Origin of the sequence: Phycicoccus sp. Soil803, assembly GCF_001429685.1 — a bacterium.
Lineage (GTDB): Bacteria > Actinomycetota > Actinomycetes > Actinomycetales > Dermatophilaceae > Pedococcus.
Map to the genome: position 1 here is coordinate 4,216,664 of NZ_LMST01000001.1, position 18,126 is coordinate 4,234,789.

General features: G+C 70.3%; 18 protein-coding genes, 1 tRNA gene and 1 other RNA gene. 14 read left to right on the forward strand and 6 right to left on the reverse strand.

Annotation, left to right across the window (positions count from 1 at the left end):
- Positions 1-5 precede the first annotated feature (5 nt).
- An RNA gene (gene ffs / locus ASG95_RS21060) (signal recognition particle sRNA small type) lies at positions 6-104 on the reverse strand.
- Positions 105-469: 365 nt separating this feature from the next.
- Between ffs and ASG95_RS19595 the strand changes: the two genes are divergently transcribed.
- The 8 genes from ASG95_RS19595 to ASG95_RS19630 all read left to right on the forward strand — a co-directional run bounded on the left by ASG95_RS19595 (position 470) and on the right by ASG95_RS19630 (position 9,064).
- A complete protein-coding gene (locus tag ASG95_RS19595; RefSeq protein ID WP_057378540.1) occupies positions 470-2,023 on the forward strand; it encodes an amino acid permease in 1,554 nt (517 codons plus the stop codon).
- 50 nt (positions 2,024-2,073) lie between these two features.
- Positions 2,074-2,916 carry a glutamate ABC transporter substrate-binding protein gene (locus tag ASG95_RS19600; protein WP_082592914.1) on the forward strand — a complete coding sequence of 281 codons (843 nt, stop codon included), beginning with the start codon at positions 2,074-2,076 and terminating at the stop codon, positions 2,914-2,916.
- A 181-nt stretch (positions 2,917-3,097) separates the two neighbouring features.
- Complete coding sequence (locus ASG95_RS19605) at positions 3,098-4,402, forward strand: putative nucleotidyltransferase substrate binding domain-containing protein (RefSeq protein WP_057378541.1); 1,305 nt, start codon at positions 3,098-3,100, stop codon at positions 4,400-4,402.
- On the forward strand, positions 4,399-5,214 hold the full coding sequence (locus tag ASG95_RS19610) for a metallophosphoesterase (RefSeq protein WP_157582299.1): 816 nt from the start codon (positions 4,399-4,401) through the stop codon (positions 5,212-5,214). The genes ASG95_RS19605 and ASG95_RS19610 overlap by 4 nt, the downstream gene beginning before the upstream one ends.
- Before the next feature lie 174 nt (positions 5,215-5,388).
- Positions 5,389-5,476: transfer RNA gene (locus tag ASG95_RS19615), tRNA-Ser, on the forward strand.
- A 95-nt stretch (positions 5,477-5,571) separates the two neighbouring features.
- Positions 5,572-6,126, forward strand: coding sequence for a hypothetical protein (locus tag ASG95_RS19620; protein WP_057378543.1), 555 nt, complete (start codon positions 5,572-5,574; stop codon positions 6,124-6,126).
- Positions 6,127-6,223: 97 nt separating this feature from the next.
- Positions 6,224-8,131 (forward strand): propionyl-CoA synthetase, encoded by a 1,908-nt coding sequence (locus ASG95_RS19625; RefSeq protein WP_057378544.1) that lies wholly within the window; start codon positions 6,224-6,226, stop codon positions 8,129-8,131.
- Between the two features lie 9 nt (positions 8,132-8,140).
- Entirely contained in the window at positions 8,141-9,064 is a 924-nt protein-coding gene (locus tag ASG95_RS19630) for an AEC family transporter (RefSeq protein ID WP_057378545.1), read from the forward strand.
- Positions 9,065-9,183: 119 nt separating this feature from the next.
- Here ASG95_RS19630 and ASG95_RS19635 read toward each other — a convergent pair whose 3' ends face one another.
- Positions 9,184-10,764, reverse strand: coding sequence for a helicase HerA-like domain-containing protein (locus ASG95_RS19635; RefSeq protein WP_057378546.1), 1,581 nt, complete (start codon positions 10,762-10,764; stop codon positions 9,184-9,186).
- A 39-nt stretch (positions 10,765-10,803) separates the two neighbouring features.
- Here ASG95_RS19635 and ASG95_RS19640 point away from each other — a divergent pair, with 39 nt between their 5' ends.
- The 6 genes from ASG95_RS19640 (at position 10,804) to ASG95_RS19665 (ending at position 15,498) form a co-directional block, all read left to right on the forward strand.
- Positions 10,804-11,100 carry a type II toxin-antitoxin system VapB family antitoxin gene (locus ASG95_RS19640; protein WP_056921586.1) on the forward strand — a complete coding sequence of 99 codons (297 nt, stop codon included), beginning with the start codon at positions 10,804-10,806 and terminating at the stop codon, positions 11,098-11,100.
- Positions 11,101-11,145: 45 nt separating this feature from the next.
- On the forward strand, positions 11,146-11,664 hold the full coding sequence (locus tag ASG95_RS19645) for a LytR C-terminal domain-containing protein (protein ID WP_056921585.1): 519 nt from the start codon (positions 11,146-11,148) through the stop codon (positions 11,662-11,664).
- A 114-nt stretch (positions 11,665-11,778) separates the two neighbouring features.
- Positions 11,779-12,978: a GAF domain-containing protein gene (locus ASG95_RS19650; RefSeq protein WP_057379021.1), complete on the forward strand. Its 1,200-nt coding sequence runs from the start codon at positions 11,779-11,781 to the stop codon at positions 12,976-12,978.
- A 107-nt stretch (positions 12,979-13,085) separates the two neighbouring features.
- On the forward strand, positions 13,086-14,609 hold the full coding sequence (locus ASG95_RS19655; protein WP_056921583.1) for an aldehyde dehydrogenase family protein: 1,524 nt from the start codon (positions 13,086-13,088) through the stop codon (positions 14,607-14,609).
- Positions 14,610-14,615: 6 nt separating this feature from the next.
- Entirely contained in the window at positions 14,616-15,005 is a 390-nt protein-coding gene (locus ASG95_RS19660) for a DUF779 domain-containing protein (protein ID WP_057378547.1), read from the forward strand.
- Between the two features lie 100 nt (positions 15,006-15,105).
- The gene (locus ASG95_RS19665; RefSeq protein ID WP_057378548.1) at positions 15,106-15,498 is read left to right on the forward strand and encodes a hypothetical protein; all 393 of its coding nucleotides are present in this window, start codon (positions 15,106-15,108) and stop codon (positions 15,496-15,498) included.
- A 19-nt stretch (positions 15,499-15,517) separates the two neighbouring features.
- Here ASG95_RS19665 and ASG95_RS19670 read toward each other — a convergent pair whose 3' ends face one another.
- The 4 genes from ASG95_RS19670 to ASG95_RS19685 all read right to left on the reverse strand — a co-directional run bounded on the left by ASG95_RS19670 (position 15,518) and on the right by ASG95_RS19685 (position 18,083).
- A complete protein-coding gene (locus tag ASG95_RS19670; protein WP_235544062.1) occupies positions 15,518-15,877 on the reverse strand; it encodes an SPW repeat protein in 360 nt (119 codons plus the stop codon).
- A 121-nt stretch (positions 15,878-15,998) separates the two neighbouring features.
- Positions 15,999-16,856: an ABC transporter permease subunit gene (locus tag ASG95_RS19675; RefSeq protein ID WP_057378550.1), complete on the reverse strand. Its 858-nt coding sequence runs from the start codon at positions 16,854-16,856 to the stop codon at positions 15,999-16,001.
- Positions 16,849-17,802, reverse strand: coding sequence for an ABC transporter ATP-binding protein (locus tag ASG95_RS19680; protein ID WP_057378551.1), 954 nt, complete (start codon positions 17,800-17,802; stop codon positions 16,849-16,851). The genes ASG95_RS19675 and ASG95_RS19680 overlap by 8 nt, the downstream gene beginning before the upstream one ends.
- Positions 17,799-18,083: an SHOCT domain-containing protein gene (locus ASG95_RS19685; RefSeq protein ID WP_056921577.1), complete on the reverse strand. Its 285-nt coding sequence runs from the start codon at positions 18,081-18,083 to the stop codon at positions 17,799-17,801. Before ASG95_RS19685 ends, ASG95_RS19680 begins: the two co-directional genes overlap by 4 nt.
- Between the last annotated feature and the right edge of the window lie 43 nt (positions 18,084-18,126).

Below are 18,126 nucleotides of genomic sequence, written 5' to 3' on the forward strand. Positions count from 1 at the left end.
CCGGCACAAAAGGGACACCCCGCGTACCTGGAAGAGCTCTCCTACCCTTGCTGCATTCCTGCCCTGGGGGAGTTCGGAGAGGTACCACCACACGGGGTGCCTGCGGCCAGTGTAGACGGGCCCCCGCCGCCGCAGCCAATCCCCTCCCGGGGCGGCTGCCACCCCCTTCCACGTCCCCCGGGACCTCGCGAAGTGTCCACGGGTCGAACACCTGCCGCCCGTCCTGCACCGCCGCCGACGGACGGCCAGCAGCCCCCCTGCTTCGGTGCGCACCATCCCTGACCTGCGGCTTCGACAGCCCAACGCCCGTCAACACACGTCAGTCGACGTTGGCTTCCTCAAACGAGCACAGAACTTGCCAATTGTGGGCTGGCGGCAGCAGTGGTGGGATGCGTCCAGTCACCAGCGCCCGCGACCGCGGGAGGTCCGGTGGGGGTGTCGGTCCGAGCGAGAGATCAGAGGTTGACCAATGAGTGACACCGTGACGGGGACGGCGGCCGAGGAGTCGCACCACTCCCTCGACGCAGAGCAGGTGGGCTACAAGCAGTCCCTCGGGCGGCGGCACGTGCAGATGATCGCCATCGGTGGCGCCATCGGCACCGGGCTGTTCCTGGGATCGGCCTCCCGGCTGCACAGCACCGGGCCGGCCCTGCTGCTGAGCTACGCCTTCGTCGGCGTCATCGCCTACTTCCTCATGCGCGCCCTCGGGGAGCTCGTGCTGCACCGCGCCACCTCCGGCGCGTTCGTCTCCTACATGCGTGAGTTCTTCGGCGAGAAGGCCGCGTACATCACGGGCTGGATGTACTGGCTGAACTGGGCCCTCACCGGCATTGCCGAGCTCTCCGCCGTGGGGCTCTACGTCCAGCACTGGTGGCCCACGATGCCGACCTGGGCGACCGTGCTCATCGCGCTGGCCGTCGTGCTGGTCGTCAACCTGCTGTCGGCCCGCGCCTTCGGTGAGTTCGAGTTCTGGGCCGCCGTCGCGAAGGTCGGCGCGATCATCATCTTCCTCATTGTGGGGATCGTCGTCGTGGGGCTGCGCCTGGACATCGGCGGGCACAAGGCCGGTGTGAGCAACCTGTGGGGCAACCCCGGCGGCTTCTGGCCGGCGAGTGGCGACTTCGCTTGGTACGGACCGATTCTCGTCATGTCGGGTGTCGTCTTCGCGTATGCCGCGATCGAGATGGTCGGCGTCGCAGCCGGCGAGATGGCGAACCCGAAGGTCGAGGTGCCCAAGGCGGTCAACGCCGTCATCTTCCGGATCGCGGTCTTCTACTGCGGCTCGATCTTCCTGCTCGTCTCGATGCTGCCGACGAGCGACTTCAAGGCCGGCATCAGCCCGTTCGTCACGATCTTCGGGCGGATGGGCCTCGACTGGATGGGCGACCTGATCCAGGTCGTGCTCATCGTGGCGGCCATGTCGAGCCTCAACTCCGGTCTCTACTCGACGGGCCGGGTGCTGCGAAGCCTCGGCATGGCCAAGCAGGCACCCGGCTTCACCCTGAGGATGAGCGGGTCCGGCGTCCCCTGGGCCGGCATCGTCTTCACCTCCGTCGTCTACGTCTTCGGCGCGGTGCTGAACGCCCTGACCCCGGACGCCTTCGAGATCGCCCTCGAGGCCGCAGCAATCGGTGTGCTCTTCACCTGGGGCACGATCTTCCTGTGCCAGCTGAGACTTCGGCAGCTCACCGACCGAGGGGTCATCCCCCCGAGCGCCTTCCAGGCCCCGGGGTCGCCGTGGACCAGCTACATCGGACTCGCCTTCCTCGCGATGGTGGTGGTCGGGATGGCCGTCTCCGGGTGGAAGTCGTCGCCGTACTTCTGGCACAAGACCGACTTCGTCGTCGTCATCATCGGGATCCCCCTCATCTTCGCGATCCTGGAGATCGGCTGGCGGGTGGTGAGGCCGAAGGTCGTCGCGAACACCGGCGACCGCCTCAGGGCGGTCTGGGCAGACGACGGACCGACCTACGGGCCCCGAGTGGCGGCCAACCCCGACGCGATCGACGGAGGGCGGTCCTGATGTCCCGCACCGTGGCTCGCACCTTGTCCCGCAAGGGTTCTGGAGGCCCCATGTCGATCATCCGTCGCCGCTCCGTGGTCACCGCCGCCGCCGCGTCGCTCGTCGTGGGCGTGCTGGTCGGCTGCTCGTCGACGCCGGCCGTCCCCACGACCGACAACGGAGCCAGGGGCACCGGGAAGCTCACCATCGGGATCGCGGACGACGAGCCGGGCGTGAGCGCGAAGTCCGGCAGCACGTACGCCGGCTTCGACATCGAGACGGCTCAGTACGTGGCCGGGAAGCTCGGCGTCCCGTCGGCCAACATCACGTGGAAACCGGTGGACCCGGCCGAACGCATCTCGGCCCTGCAGAGCGGCGCGGTCGACCTCGTGATCGCGACCTTCTCCATCACGGAGGAGCGGAAGAAGGAGGTGTCGTTCGCCGGCCCCTACTTCGTGGCCCACCAGGACCTGCTCATCCGACGAAACGACGTGGAGATCACCGGACCGGAGACGCTCGACGGCAGGATCCTGTGCGCCGCGTCGGGCACGACGTCGGCCGACTACGTCAAGGCGCACTATGCCGGCAAGATCACCTTGCGCCAGGTGCCCACCTACTCCGAGTGCGTCCGCAACCTCGCCAACGGTGACGTCGACGCGGTCTCGACCGACGACCTCATCCTCGCCGGGTATGCCGCGGAGCCGGAGTACAAGGGCATCCTCAAGGTGGTCGGCAAGGGCTTCACCGACGAGCGCTACGGCATCGGCGTGAAACTGGGCGACACTGCCATGGTGGACAAGGTCAACGCGGCGCTGAAGGAGTACATCTCCTCCGGCGCATGGAAGACCGCCCTCGAGAAGACGGTGGGGCCGTCGGGCTACGACATCCCCAGCCCGCCGACCGTCGGAGGCTGATCTGGACGAGGGTGAGCTCGCGGAGCTCCTGGGCCAGCACCGGCCGTTCAGCCACCTCGGGGCGGCCGGTCTGGCCGAGCTCGCTGCCGCCGCCAGGGTCGTCGACTACGGCAGTGGCGACCTCGTCCTCGACGCCTTCATCGACCCCACGGTCGAGGTCTTCGTCGTCATCGAGGGCCGGGTGGACGTCTGGAACGACCCGGCCCGGCTCGCCGAGGTGCCGGACGAGGTCCTCGGGCCGGGTGGAGTCTTCGGCTTCTCCGCCATGCTGACCGAGCGATCGGTGGGGCCTCGGGCCGTGGCCTCGGGCCGGACCCGGGTCGCCCGGATCCCGGGAGCCCTCGCGACCCCTGTCTTCACGTCGCGGCAGGGCGCGCGGTTCCTCGCCCAGAGCCTCGCGGCGCGGTCCAGGGGCGCGGCCTCGCCGTCGACCTCCGCGGATGTCGCCCTGCACGCGCAGCTCAACCGCGCTGAGACGGTCGACGACCTCGCGCGGCTCGCCCGCGGCATACCCTCCGTCCTCGCCGAGCTGCTCGCGGGCGGGTTCACGTCCGGACGGGTCATCGCCCTCTACGCGGCGATCATCGACACGACCGTGCGTCGGGCGATCCGGATCGTCTTCGCCGCGCACCCCGAGCTGGACCGCGACGCCTTCACCTGGCTCTCGCTCGGCAGCAACGGGCGCCAGGAGGCGGTGCTCAGCTCCGACGTCGACTCGGCGGTGGCGTTCACCGACGACGTCCCGGTGGACCTGCTACCCGCCTATCGCGCCGCGTTCGGGGAGGTCCACGACGTGCTGGCCCGTGGTGGCCTGAGCCGCGACTGGAACGGCGCGACCGCTTCGCGCGAGCCGTTCGCCCGGACCAACACCGAGTGGCGCGCCGCAGCCCTGCGGTGGATGGCGTCGCCCGAGCTCAACCAGGGCGCGATCATGGCCTCGCTCCTCGTCGACGGGCGTCCTATCGAGGGCGACCCGGGGCTCCCCGCCGCGCTGCAGGTGTTCACCGAGCTGCGTCGGCACCCCGGGACCATGCGGTTGCTGTTGGAGGAGTCGCTCGCCCACCGGGCCAGGCTGCGGACGACCCGCGACGCGTTGCGGCGTCGGCCGGCCGACATCGACGTCAAGGAGCATGCCCTGCTCCCGGTGGTGAACCTCGCCCGGTGGGCCGCCCTGAGCGCCGGGTCGCAGGCGCTCGGCACCCGCGACCGGCTGGTGGCGGCGGCCGGGTCGACCATGCTCCCCGATGACCGCGCCGCCACGCTCGTCGACGTGTTCGACACGCTCCAACGGCTCCGGCTGCGCTACCAGCTGATGCAGCACCAAGCCGGTCAGCCACCGTCCGACACCTTCTCGGAGGAGCTGATGTCCCCCCTGGACCGCAGCGTGGTCGCGCAGGCGGTCCGGGAGATCGCCTCGGTCCAGAAGCGGATGACCCGGCTGTCGGTGTACCTCCCGACGGCCGAATGGTCGCGACCGGCGCCATGACGGCACCCACGGCGGTCCGCCGCGTGGTGATCGGCGACGTCGGGGGCCACGCCACCGCCCTCTTCGCCGAGCTCGTCCGGCTCGGGGCGGATCCCGGGACCGGTCGACTGCCGGCCGACCTGCAGGTCGTCCAGCTGGGCGACCTCGTCCACCGTGGGCCGGACTCGGAGCAGGTCGTCGCGCTGGTGGACGGCTACCTCACCCACCAACCTGACCAGTGGACCCAGCTGGTGGGCAACCACGAGATGCAGTACCTGCGGCAGCCCGTCTTCGAGTGGCCGGAACGCCTCCACGCGCACGCGATCGAGACGATGCGCCGGTGGTGGGGCTCTGGCCAGCTCGCGGTGGCCGCCACCGTCGAGTCGGCCGGCGAGGTCCACCTCGTGACCCATGCCGGGGTGACGGCCGAGTTCTGGGAGACCGTGCTGGGCTCGCCTCGGACGGCGGATGATGCGGCGGACGTGCTGAACTCCCTTGCGGCGCAAGGCTCGGACGACGTGTTCCGTGCGGGTGTCATGCTGCGCGGGTCCGCCGACGAAGGACCCGTGGGGCCGCTGTGGGCCTCGGCCGCGACCGAGCTGGTGCCGAGCTGGCTGGACCGACCACTGCCCTTCAGCCAGGTGCACGGACACTCCACCGTCTTCGACTGGGCGCGCGACCGGTTCCGGGCCGCTGAGCCGATCCGCGCGGTCACCTCGGTGGACCGCTCCGCGCGGCACGAGACCACGACGCTCGCCGGTGGGCGCATCATCGGCGTCGACCCCGGGCACGGCCGCGCACCGGTCCATCCGTGGCGCGGTTGGCCAGGCTGATCCGCTGATGCGGCTGGTTCGATGTAAACCCGCCGACACATCCCGGCGGGTTTACATCGAACGGACGCCCCGCCGGCGTCGTCACCGAGCTGTCGGCCGTCGCTGGAGCCGTTTCGACCCGGTCATCCGGGAGCGATTTCAGTGGTGGGGTTCGGCTCAGGTAGCCTCCTCGGCGGAGGATTCGCATAGTGGCCTAGTGCGCACGCTTGGAAAGCGTGTTGAGTGAAAGCTCTCAGGGGTTCGAATCCCCTATCCTCCGCCACAACCCAGGTCCCGTGCTCGGGTGCTTGACGGGTCGACCACGCTCGACGAGGCCGACCCGTCAAGGACCGGCCTCGTCCGGAGGAGCCACACCGCATGGCCCGACAGATCAACTGGCGCGGCGTCCTGAGCCCCGACGGTCCCGGCGACGGCCGTCCGGACGACACCGCCTGGCGTCCCGGCTCGCCCCTGGTCCCGCCACGGTCGATCGTCGACGCCGTGCGCCTGATGCAGTTCGGCGCCGCGCTCGAGGTGCTCGAGGTCGTGCGCGGCTTTCTCACCCGCGGTCAGCTGCGCGACGCGATCCGGAACGAGGTCGCGGTGGGCAAGCTGCCGGCCACCGCCGACGACATCGAGGGCGTCCTGCGGTTCACGCTCAGCCTGACTACGGCGGTCGCCGTCGTCAGCTGCGTGATCTGGCTCGCGATGGCCAGGGCGACGGCCCGCGGGTCGCGCTGGGCTCGGATCATCGCCAGTGTGCTCTTCCCCGTGTCGCTCGGCCTCTTCGCCGGCGCGCTGCTGCCCACCGCAGGGACCTTCGCGCGCACCCTCGCCCTCGGTCTGTTGCTCGTCGGCGGGTGGGCGCTCGTCCGCTTGTGGCACCGCGACTCCAGCGCCTGGATCCGCTACCAGAGCAACCCCGAGGACTGACCGCCCGGCCCAGCGCCGCGCCTGAAGGGCGGCGCAACCAGCACCTCCTCGGTCTCCGGCTCTGGCGGGTCGCGGCGTGGTGGCCCACGATGGCGACATGGGCAACGGTGACTACCGCGCGGCATACCGGCAGAGCCTCGAGGACCCGGAAGCGTTCTGGGGCCGGGCCGCCGAGGCGATCGACTGGATCACTCCGCCACCGCGGGTGCTCGACGACGACCGGCCGCCGTTCTACCGATGGTTCACCGGCGGCACCCTCAACACCTGCTTCAACGCACTCGACCGGCACGTGGCCGCGGGGCGCGGCGACCAGCCGGCGCTGCACTACGACTCGCCGGTGACCGACACCCACCAGACCATCACGTATGCCGCGTTGCTCGACCGCGTCGCGACGTTCGCCGGGGCGCTGGCGTCACTGGGCGTCGAGAAGGGCGACCGAGTCGTCATCTACATGCCGATGGTGCCGGAGGCCGTCGTCGCGATGCTCGCCTGCGCCCGACTGGGGGCGGTCCACTCTGTGGTCTTCGGTGGGTTCGCGCCGGCCGAGCTCGCGGCCCGCGTCGAGGACGCCAAGCCAGTAGTCATCGTCGCGGCGAGCTGTGGCGTCGAGCCGACGCGGGTGGTCGAGTACAAGCCGCTGCTCGACGCCGCCCTCGACCGCAGCACGCACAAGCCGGAGTCGGTCATCGTCCTGCAGCGCGAGCAGGCTCGGGCCGCCGTCGGCGAGCGCGACACCGACTGGGAGGAGCTCGACTGGGACGAGCTGGTCGCCGACGCCGAGCCCGCCGACTGCGTCGAGGTCGGCGCCACCGACCCGCTCTACATCCTCTACACCTCAGGAACGACGGGCCGGCCGAAGGGGATCGTCCGCGACAACGGCGGGCACGCGGTCGCCCTGCGCTGGTCGATGGGCAACATCTACGGCATCGGGCCGGGCGACACCTGGTTCACCGCCAGCGACGTCGGCTGGGTGGTCGGGCACTCCTACATCGTCTACGCACCGCTGCTCACCGGCGCGACAACCGTTCTGTACGAAGGGAAACCGGTCGGCACCCCGGATGCGAGCGCGTTCTGGAAGGTGATCGCCGACCATGGTGTGAAGGCGATGTTCACCGCCCCCACGGCATACCGAGCCATCAAGCGAGATGACCCCGAAGGCGAGCTGATGAAGGGGCACGACCTGTCGTCGCTGGAGACGGTGTTCCTCGCCGGCGAGCGCCTCGACCCGGACACCTACGCGTGGGCGACCGAACGGCTCGGGGTGCCCGTGGTCGACAACTGGTGGCAGACCGAGACCGGCTGGCCGATCGCCGCGAACCTGCGGGGGCTCGAGCCGATGCCGATCAAACCGGGGTCGCCGACCGTGCCGGCCCCCGGCTTCGACGTGCGCATCCTCGGGGAGGGCGGCAGGGAGCTCGGCGCGGGCGAGGAGGGTGCGATCTGCATCCGTCTGCCGCTGCCCCCCGGCACCCTGCCGACCCTGTGGGGCGACGACGACCGCTTCGTGTCCGGCTACCTGTCGGCGTTCGACGGCTACTACCTCACCGGTGACGGCGGCCTGGTCGACGAGGACGGCTACCTCTACGTGATGGGTCGCACCGACGACGTGCTCAACGTCGCGGGTCACCGGCTCTCGACCGGCTCGATCGAGGCGGCGCTGGCCGGGCACCCCGCAGTGGCCGAGTGCGCGGTGATCGGCGTCCACGACGACCTCAAGGGGCAGGTGCCGCGGGCGCTGGTGGTGCTCAAGGCCGGGGTCGACGGGGCGGCCGACGGGGAGCGCATCCGCACGGAGCTGAAGCAGCGGGTCCGCGACGAGGTCGGCGCGATCGCGTCGCTGCAGCGGGTCGACGTCGTCACAGCCCTGCCCAAGACGAGGTCAGGCAAGATCCTGCGCAAGACGATGCGCGAGATGGCCGACGGGAAGGTGCCCACGGTGCCCGGCACGATCGAGGATGCCTCGGTCCTTGAGACCCTCGGCCCCGTGCTGTCCTCGCCCGCCTAGCCTGACGGGGTGCAGGGAGTCCTCAACGGTTTCACCACCATCGGCCTGGTCATCGCCGTGGGGGCCCTGCTGGCCCACCTCAGGATCGTCGACCTCGGCGCGCAGCAGGTGCTGTCGAGGCTCGCCTTCTTCGTCGCGAGCCCGGCCCTGATGGTGGTCACGCTGTCGCGGGCCGACGTCCACCAGGTGCTCTCCGCGAACCTCGGCGCCTCGGCGGCCGGCGTCGTCGTCGCCGGGGGCGTCTACGTGCTGCTGGCCCGCACCCTCTGGCACCGCTCCATGGGCGACACCACCATCGGCGCCCTCTCGTCGTCCTACGTCAACGCCGGCAACCTCGGGATCCCGGTCGCCAGCTACGTCCTGGGCGATGCGGCCTTCGTCGCGCCGACGCTGCTCTTCCAGCTGCTCGTGTTCCAGCCCATCGCCCTGGGCTTCCTCGACGCCGACGCCCACGGCGGCCGGTCCTCCTGGTGGCGGCTGTTGACCAAGCCGTTCGTGAACCCCCTGACCGTCGGCTCCCTCATCGGACTCGGGCTGTCACTGACCGGGTGGACGCTGCCCACCATGGTCTCCGCGCCACTGGGCCTGCTCGGCGACATGGCCGTCCCCTCGATGCTCGTCGCCTACGGCATCGCACTGCGGCTGGGGCCCGGGCTCGGGCGCGCGGGCTCGATCGCGGAGCTGGTCACGACGTCGTCGCTCAAGCTGTTCGTGCAACCGGCGGTCGCCTGGTTCGTGGCGTCGGTGGTGCTGGGAGTCGACGGCCACGCGCTCCTGGCGATCGTGGTCACCTCGGCGCTCCCGACCGCCCAGAACATCTTCGTGCACGCCACCCGTTACGACCGGGCGACCGTCCTGGCCCGCGACACCATCCTCATCACGACGATCGGCGCCGTGCCGGTGATCCTGCTGGTGGCCGCCCTCCTCGGCTGAGGGGTGACCAAGCCGGGGGCGGTCACCGCTGGTCCATCTGTGGCACTCGAGCCACCAATGGACGTCCGCACCGGCGATCGAAGTCGATCCGTGGCGTCCCCGTCACGGATCGACGCCTGCTAGCGGGAGCGGCGGGCGGTGCCGAAGATCGAGCGGGTGATCTCGCGACCGATGACGGTGCCGGCCGAGCGGACCATCGACCTGAAGGCGCTCGACTTCACGACCTGCTCGACGATGCCCGGCTCCTCCTTCGCCGGGCGAGGGGCGCGTGCCGGGGCCTCGGACTTCGGCGTCGGGGCGGGCGCCTGCTCGGGCGTGGGCGCCTGCTGGAGCCGGGCCTGGAGCTTCTCGTAGGCGGACTCGCGGTCGACCATCGCGGCATACTTCGATCCGATCGCGGACGCGGCGATGACCTGCTTGACGGTGGCCTCGTCGGACGGCGCCATCAGCGACTGCGGGGCGATCATGCGGGTCCACGCGACCGGCGTGGGGGCGCCCCGCTCGGAGAGCACGGTCACGACCGCCTCGCCGGTGCCGAGCGAGGTGAGCAGCGAGGCCAGGTCGTAGCCGCTGTGGGGGTAGGTCGAGACGGCGGCCTTGAGCGCCTTGGCGTCGTCGGGCGTGAAGGCGCGCAGGGCGTGCTGCACGCGGTTGCCGAGCTGGGCGAGGACGTCCGAGGGCACGTCCTTGGGCGACTGCGTCACGAAGAAGACACCGACTCCCTTCGACCGGATCAGCCGGACGGTCTGCTCGATCGCGTCCTGGAACGCCTTGCTCGCGTCGTTGAACAGCAGGTGCGCCTCGTCGAAGAAGAACACCAGCTTCGGCTTGTCGACGTCACCGACCTCGGGCAGGTCGTGGAAGAGGTCAGCCAGCATCCACATGAGGAAGGTGGAGAAGAGCGCGGGCCGGTCCTGCACGGCCGGCAGCTCGAGAGACGTGACGAGCCCCTTGCCGTCGGCGGCGGTGCGCAGCAGGTCCTGCGTGTCGAACTCGGGCTCGCCGAAGAACGCCTCAGCGCCCTGGTCGGAGAACGCGATCAGCTCGCGCAGAATGACGCCGGCCGTGGCCGAGGACAGTCCGCCGAGCGACTTCAGGTCGGCCTTGCCCTCGTCGGAGTTGAGGAACGCGATGACCTCACGAAGGTCCTTGATGTCGAGGAGTGCGAGGCCGTTCTTGTCGGCGTAGTGGAAGACCAGGCCGAGGCTGGACTCCTGGGTCTCGTTGAGCCCCAACACCTTCGAGAGCAAGGTGGGCCCGAAGGACGTGATCGTGGCGCGGATCGGGATGCCGTTGCCGAGGCCGCCGAGCGACAGGAACTCGGTCGGGTATGCCGTGCCGACCCATTGCTGCCCCACGTCAGCCGCGCGGGCGGTGACCTTGTCGTTCGGCTGCCCTGCCGTCGCCAGACCGGAGAGGTCACCCTTGATGTCGGCGAGGAAGACGGGCACGCCCTGACCCGAGAGCTGCTCGGCCATGAGCTGCAACGTCTTCGTCTTGCCCGTGCCGGTCGCGCCCGCCACGAGGCCGTGTCGGTTGAGGGTCGACAGCGGGATGCGCACGGGCGCATCGGGATACGCCTTGCCGTCGATCACGGCGGCACCGAAGTGCAGGGCCCCACCTTCGAAGGAGTACCCGGCGCGGATCTCGTCGAGCTGGGCGTCGGACTTCGTCGAGCCTTCGGTGGCGTTCTCGGTCACGCTCGCGACTCTAGTGCGGGGTGCACCTACAGTGGCACGGTGATCTTCAAGAAAGTCGGAGACGGCCGCCCCTACCCGGAGCACGGCAAGTCGACCCCTCGCGACTGGGCTGACGTGCCTCCGCGCATGGTGCGGCTCGACGACCTCGTCACCACGAAGCGCACGCTCGACCTCGGTCACCTGCTCGCGGAGGACTCCACGTTCTACGGCGACCTGTTCGCCCACGTGGTCGAGTGGGAGGGGACGCTCTACCTCGAGGACGGTCTGCACCGCGCGCTACGTGCCGCGCTTCAGCAGCGACCTACCCTCCACGCACGCGTCCTCGTGCTTGACTGACCTCAGGCATGTCGGGGCCGCGCTGACGCGGGCGGAGGTGGGTGGATGAGTTACGTCGTCGAGTCGGGGTCGTCGCGAGCCCGCCGAGCGCGGCGCCGTCGCGCACTCATCACCCTCGGGGTGGTCGCGCTGATGCTGTTCTTCGCGTTCTGGTACGCCTACTCCTACTACCAGGACAGCAACAAGGCGAAGGCCGCGCCCGCGCCCACCTGCACCGCGACCTCCACCGTGAAGACCCCGGCCCAGGTCACCGTGAACGTCTACAACGCCACCGAGCGCACCGGCCTCGCCGCCAAGACGGCCGCCGACGTGCGCAAGCGTGGGTTCAAGATCTCCACGGTCAGCAACGACCCGTTGCAGCGGGACGTCAAGGGGGCCGCCGAGGTCCGCTACGGGCCGACCGGCGCGTCGTCGAGCAAGCTGGTGCTCGCCCTGGTGAAGGGTGCGAAGGCGGTCAAGGACAGCCGCACGGACTCGTCGGTCGACCTCGTCCTCGGGGCGAAGTTCACCGCCCTGACGCCCCCGCCGAAGAAGACGCCGTCGCCCACCACCTCCACCTGCTGAAACGGGCGCGCCGGGGGCCGACCACTCGGCGCGGCAGGTGGCCGCTGGGCCGACCCGGGCCGGACGACCGTGGACAGGCCACGGAGCCACACCCACACTGATGCGGTGGAACCGATGTCGGCGGTGCGCGCCCAGGTGGCCGACTCCTGGGTCAGGTCCGCTGCCGCCGGGGTCGAGGCCGACCGCGTGGAGGCGCCGATCACGCTGCCGGCCGACGCGCTGCGCGACCACCGCGAGGCACACCCGTTGGCCCAGGTCTTCCCCCTGCTCGACGACGTCCTCGGTCGGGCCGCCCGGGAGTGCGACGCGATCATGGCGGTGTCGGACGCCGCCGGGCAGCTCCTCTGGGTCTGCGGCACACCCGCCGTGCTGCGGCGGGCGGAGAGCATCGGCTTCGTCGAGGGGAGCAACTGGGACGAGCGGCTCGCCGGCACCAACGCCCCCGGCATGGCGCTCGCCCTCGACCAGTCGGTCAACATCATCGGAGCCGAGCACTTCCGCCGCTCCGTCCAGCGCTGGAGCTGCGCCGCGACCCCGATCCACGACCCGACCACCGCGTCCCTGCTGGGCGTCCTCGACATCACCGGGGGCGACCAGATCGTCGTCCCACAGACGATGGCGATGGTCCGGGCTGCGGCGCGGATGGCCGAGGCCGAGCTGGCCCGCGAGCTGCTCACCCGGGGCACGGACCAACCGCACCAGTCCTCCTCGCAGCTGACCGCCGCGGTGCACGCCCTCGGCCGCGACGAGGCGCTGTTGACCGTGGACGACGGCCGTGGCCACCGGCGCACGGTGCGGCTCAGCCGCCGGCACAGCGAGATCCTGCTCCTGCTGGCGTCCGCACCCCGCGGCCTCTCGGGTGACGAGCTCGGGGTGCTGCTCTACGAGGAGGACGTGACGTCCTCGACGCTGCGGGCCGAGCTCAACCGGCTGCGGTCACTGCTCGGAGACGACCTGCTGGCGTCGCGGCCCTACCGGCTCGCGGCCGAGGTCACGGCCGACTGGCTGGCCGTGGAGGCGCACCTTGCGGCGGGAGCAGTCGGCGCAGCCCTGCGCACCTACCGCGGACCGCTGCTGCCGGCCTCGACCTCGCCGGGCGTCGCCCGGTTGCGGGGCAGCGTGGAGAGCCAGCTGCGGCGCGCCCTGCTCGCCAGCGGCGAACCCGACCTGATGTCGACCTGGACGAGGTCGGCGTGGGGCACCGACGACCACGAGATGTGGACCGCCCAGCTCGCCGCCCTGGGCACGGCCTCCCCGTTGCGACCGCTGGTCCTCGGCCAGATCGCGCGCCTCGACCGCGAGCTCGGCGCCTGACGCCTCCGCCCGAGTGAGCGGGTGCAACGTGGTCGCAACGTTGCGCTGCCTATCGTCACGGCAACCCGCAGACGCGGGGCACCACCAAGGACGTTGGGAGAACAGCGATGACGGTCTACGCACCCCCCGGAACCGAGGGCTCGAAGGTCACGGTCGAGCCGCGCTACGGGCACTTCATCGGCGGCAACTGGGTCGAGCCGAAGAAGGGCGAGTACTTCGAGAACATCTCTCCGGTGACGGGCCGGGCCTTCACCGAGGTGGGTCGCGGTACCGCCGAGGACATCGAGGCCGCCCTCGACGCGGCCCACGCCGCAGCGCCGGCCTGGGGCAGGACGTCGCTCGCCGAGCGCGCGCTCGTCCTCAACCGGATCGCCGACCGCCTGGAGGAGAACCTCGAGGCCCTGGCGATCGCCGAGACCTGGGACAACGGCAAGCCGGTCCGCGAGACCCTGGCAGCCGACCTGCCCCTCGCGATCGACCACTTCCGCTACTTCGGCGGCGTGCTGCGCGGCCAGGAGGGCAGCAGCTCGGAGATCGACGAGAACACCGTCGCGTACCACTTCCACGAGCCGCTCGGCGTGGTCGCGCAGATCATCCCGTGGAACTTCCCGATCCTGATGGCCACGTGGAAGCTCGCCCCCGCGCTGGCGGCCGGCAACGCCGTGGTCCTCAAGCCCGCCGAGCAGACCCCGTGGTCGATCCTCAAGGTGCTCGAGCTGATCGGTGACCTGATCCCGGCCGGTGTCCTCAACGTGGTCAACGGGTTCGGCGTCGAGGCCGGCAAGCCGCTGGCCAGCTCTAGCCGCGTCGCCAAGGTCGCCTTCACCGGTGAGACCACCACGGGCCGCCTGATCATGCAGTACGCCAGCCAGAACATCATCCCGGTGACCCTGGAGCTCGGCGGCAAGAGCCCGAACGTCTTCTTCGACGACGTGGCCGCGAGCAGCGACGCGTTCTACGACAAGGCCCTCGAGGGCTTCACGATGTTCGCGCTCAACCAGGGCGAGGTCTGCACCTGCCCGTCGCGCGCCCTCGTGCAGCAGTCGATCTACAGCGACTTCGTCGGCGACGCGATCGAGCGCGTGGAGAAGGTCAAGCAGGGCAACCCGCTCGACACCGACACCATGATCGGTGCACAGGCCAGCAACGACCAGCTCGAGAAGATCCTGTCCTACCTCGACATCGGCCGCCAGGAGGGCGCCAAGGTCCTCACCGGAGGCGAGCGCAACGTGCTCGACGGCGACCTCGCCGAGGGCTACTACGTCACCCCGACGGTCTTCGAGGGCACGAACTCGATGCGGGTCTTCCAGGAGGAGATCTTCGGCCCGGTCGTCTCCCTCACGAGCTTCACCGACGAGGCCGACGCCCTTGCCATCGCCAACGACACGCTCTACGGCCTCGGCGCGGGCGTGTGGACCCGCGACGGTGCCCGTGCCTACCGAATGGGCCGTGGCATCAAGGCCGGTCGGGTCTGGACCAACTGCTACCACCAGTACCCGGCGCACGCCGCGTTCGGTGGCTACAAGCAGTCGGGCATCGGCCGCGAGAACCACAAGATGATGCTCGACCACTACCAGCAGACCAAGAACCTCCTGGTCTCCTACTCCCCCGACGCCCTCGGCTTCTTCTAGACCGTCGTGGACACGACCCAGCACAGCCGGGTCGACTTCACGGGTGAGGCGGCGGTCCTGCTCCGTCGCCTCACCGTGAAGCACGGCCCGCTCATGTTCCACCAGTCCGGCGGCTGCTGTGATGGCAGCGCGCCGATGTGTTACCCCGCAGGCGAGTTCATCACCGGCGAGGCCGACGTCCACCTGGACGACCTGGTCATCAGCGGGCTGCTCGACCCGATCGAGTTCTGGATGTCGGTCTCCCAGTACGAGTACTGGAAGCACACCCACCTCACCGTCGACGTCGTCAAGGGCCGCGGGAGCGGCTTCTCGGTCGAGGCGCCAGAGGGGGTCCGGTTCCTGATCCGTTCCCGGCTGATGAGCGAGGGCGAGCTGCGCGCCTTCGACCTGCTCTGACACCACCACGGACCGAGGTATGCCGCGTGGGCCGCTGGCCGCGCGGCATACCTCTGGTCGCGGAGCGGCGCCCGAATGGGGCGCGACGTAGGCTCGGCCCATGATCACGGTGGAGCTGTCGCGCAGCCTGAACCAGGGCGGCGTGCTGTGGGAACCCGCGCCGGGCGACCGGTTCACCATCGACCAGCCGAACGTGGTCGGCGAGGTCTTCTGGATCAGCCACCTGACGATCGACGTGCACACCTTCAAGGGCCAGCCGCTGCTCGGCTTCAACGGCACGACGGAATGGGCGCTCGACTCGGTGACGCTCGACACCGCGCTCTGGATGCCGCGCGAGGACCAGCTGCGCGACCTGATCGGCGAGCGACTGGTGTCGCTGAGCCGCGAGGAGGAGCAGTGGCTGGTGACGGTGGAGACCGAGGAGGGGCGCGAGACCTACGCGGATCCTGACCCCGAGTGCGCCTACGCGCTGGCCCTCCTCAGCCTCACCTGACGACGACTGGCCCGGCGGCCTAGTGGGACGTCGCCATGGTCCCCTTGTGGTGCGAGCGGGTCACCTGGAGGTCGGCGATGCCGACCACGAGGACGACGGCGCCGACGATCCAGGCGGTCCACGCCATCGGCCGGGTGCCGCTGAACCCCATGACCCAGGGAGCCGCGATCATGGCAGCGCCCAGGAGTGCCGTGAGTCCCTCGATGGACATCATGTCCGGCCTGAACAGCTCGATCAGAGCCAGGACGGCGGTGGCGGCACCCAGCACGACCATGGTCATGGTCGCCCGGTCAGTCGTGGTGGTCCACCACGGCGAGAGGGCTGCGTAGGCGCCGGCGATCAGAGCAATGAGATCCTGTGGATGGTTCCATCGCTTCATGGTGGTCACAACCACCTTTCCTTGAAGGCGGTCCGTCGATCCGAGGCGGGCCGAACACCTTGATTCTCCTCCCGCCCAAGGGATTTGGCTATCAGCCGCAGCATCGGGTCCGCTTCGCGTTTCAGGCGGCGACGTCTCGGCGGCGGCCGACGACGAGGACGGCGAGGGTCGCGACGACGGCGTACCCAGCCACGGTCGCCAGGCCCCGGCCACCACTGACGGCGGACTGCACCCCGGGCGGCAACGGACCGACCTGGGCCGGCAGGACCGAGCTGATCAGCGACCCGGAAGTCACTCCGGGGAGCACGTCGCGCAGCGGCTGCAGGGCCGTGAGCGAGGTGCGCGCCACGGCGGAGACGAGGTTCTCGATGCCGAGGATCCACACCACGCCGAGACCGATGGGTAGTGCGACCGAACGCAGCAGCACCGCGAAGACGGCTCCCAGGGAGGCCCACATGGTCATCACGAGCCAGCCCGACCCGAGGCCGGCAGCGAGGTCGGCGACCGACGGCCAGACGACGGCCTGGTCCTCGACCTGCGCGATCGCGAAGGAGCTGGCGGCACAGGTGACGAAGAGCGTGAGCACCCCCGCGCCTACGGCGATGACGAGGGCGACCAGCTGTCCACCGAAGACGGACGTGCGACGCGGCCCCTGCGTGAGCACGGTCTTCAGCGTGCCGCCGGTGAACTCGGTGCCGGCGACCAGTGCGCCGAGGACCAGGGCGAGCGCGCCGGTGAAGACCGGGAAGGCCCCGGTCGTGTTGGTGACCACCTGGTCGGGCAGGGTGCTGCCGAGCAGCTGGGCGCCGGTCTGGCCGTCGGTCATGGCGCACCCCGAGCCGTTCTTGAAGGACAGGTAGGGGATCACGAAGCCGAACGCCTGGTTGAGCGTGACGGCAGCGGCGAGCAGGACCCAGGTCGCGGGTCGCCGGGCGAGCTTGGCCAGCTCGGCGCGGGTGACGTTGACGAGGTCAGACATGGCTGGGCTCCCTGTCGGGGTGGGTGGAGTGGTCGGGCTGGTGGGTGGTCAGGTCGAAGAAGACGTCCTCGAGCTCGCGCTCGCGCCGGCGCACGCCCGTGACGGCGACGCCGGCGTGGACCAGCGCCCGGGTGATCTCGGCGGTGTGACGCGTCCCCACCGCCACGAGGAGCCGCCCATCCTCGACGCGCACCGAGTCGACGAACGACAGCGCGCGCAGGGTGGCGAGGGCGGTGTCGGAGGGGGTCGCGACGAGCTCGAGCTCGGTGTCACCACGCAGCTGTTCGACCGTGCCCTCGCGCACGATCCGGCCGCGGTCGATCACCGCGACCCGCTCACAGATCTGCTGCACCTCGCCCATCAGGTGGCTCGACAGGATGACGGTCCTGCCCTGCCGCCCGAGGTCGACGATGAGCTCGCGCATGTCCCGCATCCCTTGCGGGTCGAGGCCGTTCGTGGGCTCGTCGAGGATGACCAGCTCCGGGTCCTTGAGCAGGGCGGCAGCGACGCCGAGGCGCTGCTTCATCCCGAGCGAGTAGGAACCGAACTTGTCCCCCGCGCGGTCCGCCAAACCGACCGCCTCCAAGGCGGGGGCGACGCTGGAAGCCGGCACGCCGGCATACCGGGCCATCGTCTGGAGGTTGGTGCGGCCGGTGAGGTAGGGGTAGAAGCCGGGCCCCTCGATGAGGGATCCGATGCGGCGCAACGACTTCGGGTCGCCGGGACGACCACCCAGGACGGTGACGTCGCCGCTGCCGGGCCGGATCAGCCCGAGCAGCATCCGCAACGTCGTGGTCTTGCCGGCTCCGTTCGGACCGAGGAAGCCGAACACCTCCCCGCGGCGGACGGTCAGGCTGACCCCGTCCACCGCGGTGAGCTGGCCGTACTTCTTGGTCAGGTCGTGGATCTCCACGACCGCTTCGGAACGCGTCCCGGACCGGGTCATGACGACCCCATCCGCTTGAGGGTGGCGAGCCGACGCTCGTACTCCTGCTCATCGATCTCACCGGCCGCGTAGCGCTCGGCCAGCTTGGCCTCGCCGGCACGGGTGCCGGCGTAGCCCTGCACCTGGCGCCAGCGACGGATCCCGAAGAAGCGGAAGGTGGCGAAGATCCCGATGATGAACAGCAGCCACAGGAAGGGGAAGATCGGCCACCACGGGCCGGGGCCGTTCCAGGAGGGGTCGTGGGCGGCGAGCGTGCTCGCGGTGGCGATGACGGTGGTCATGGTGACTCCTTGGTCGGATTGAGCTGACTCCTCAATCCTTCGG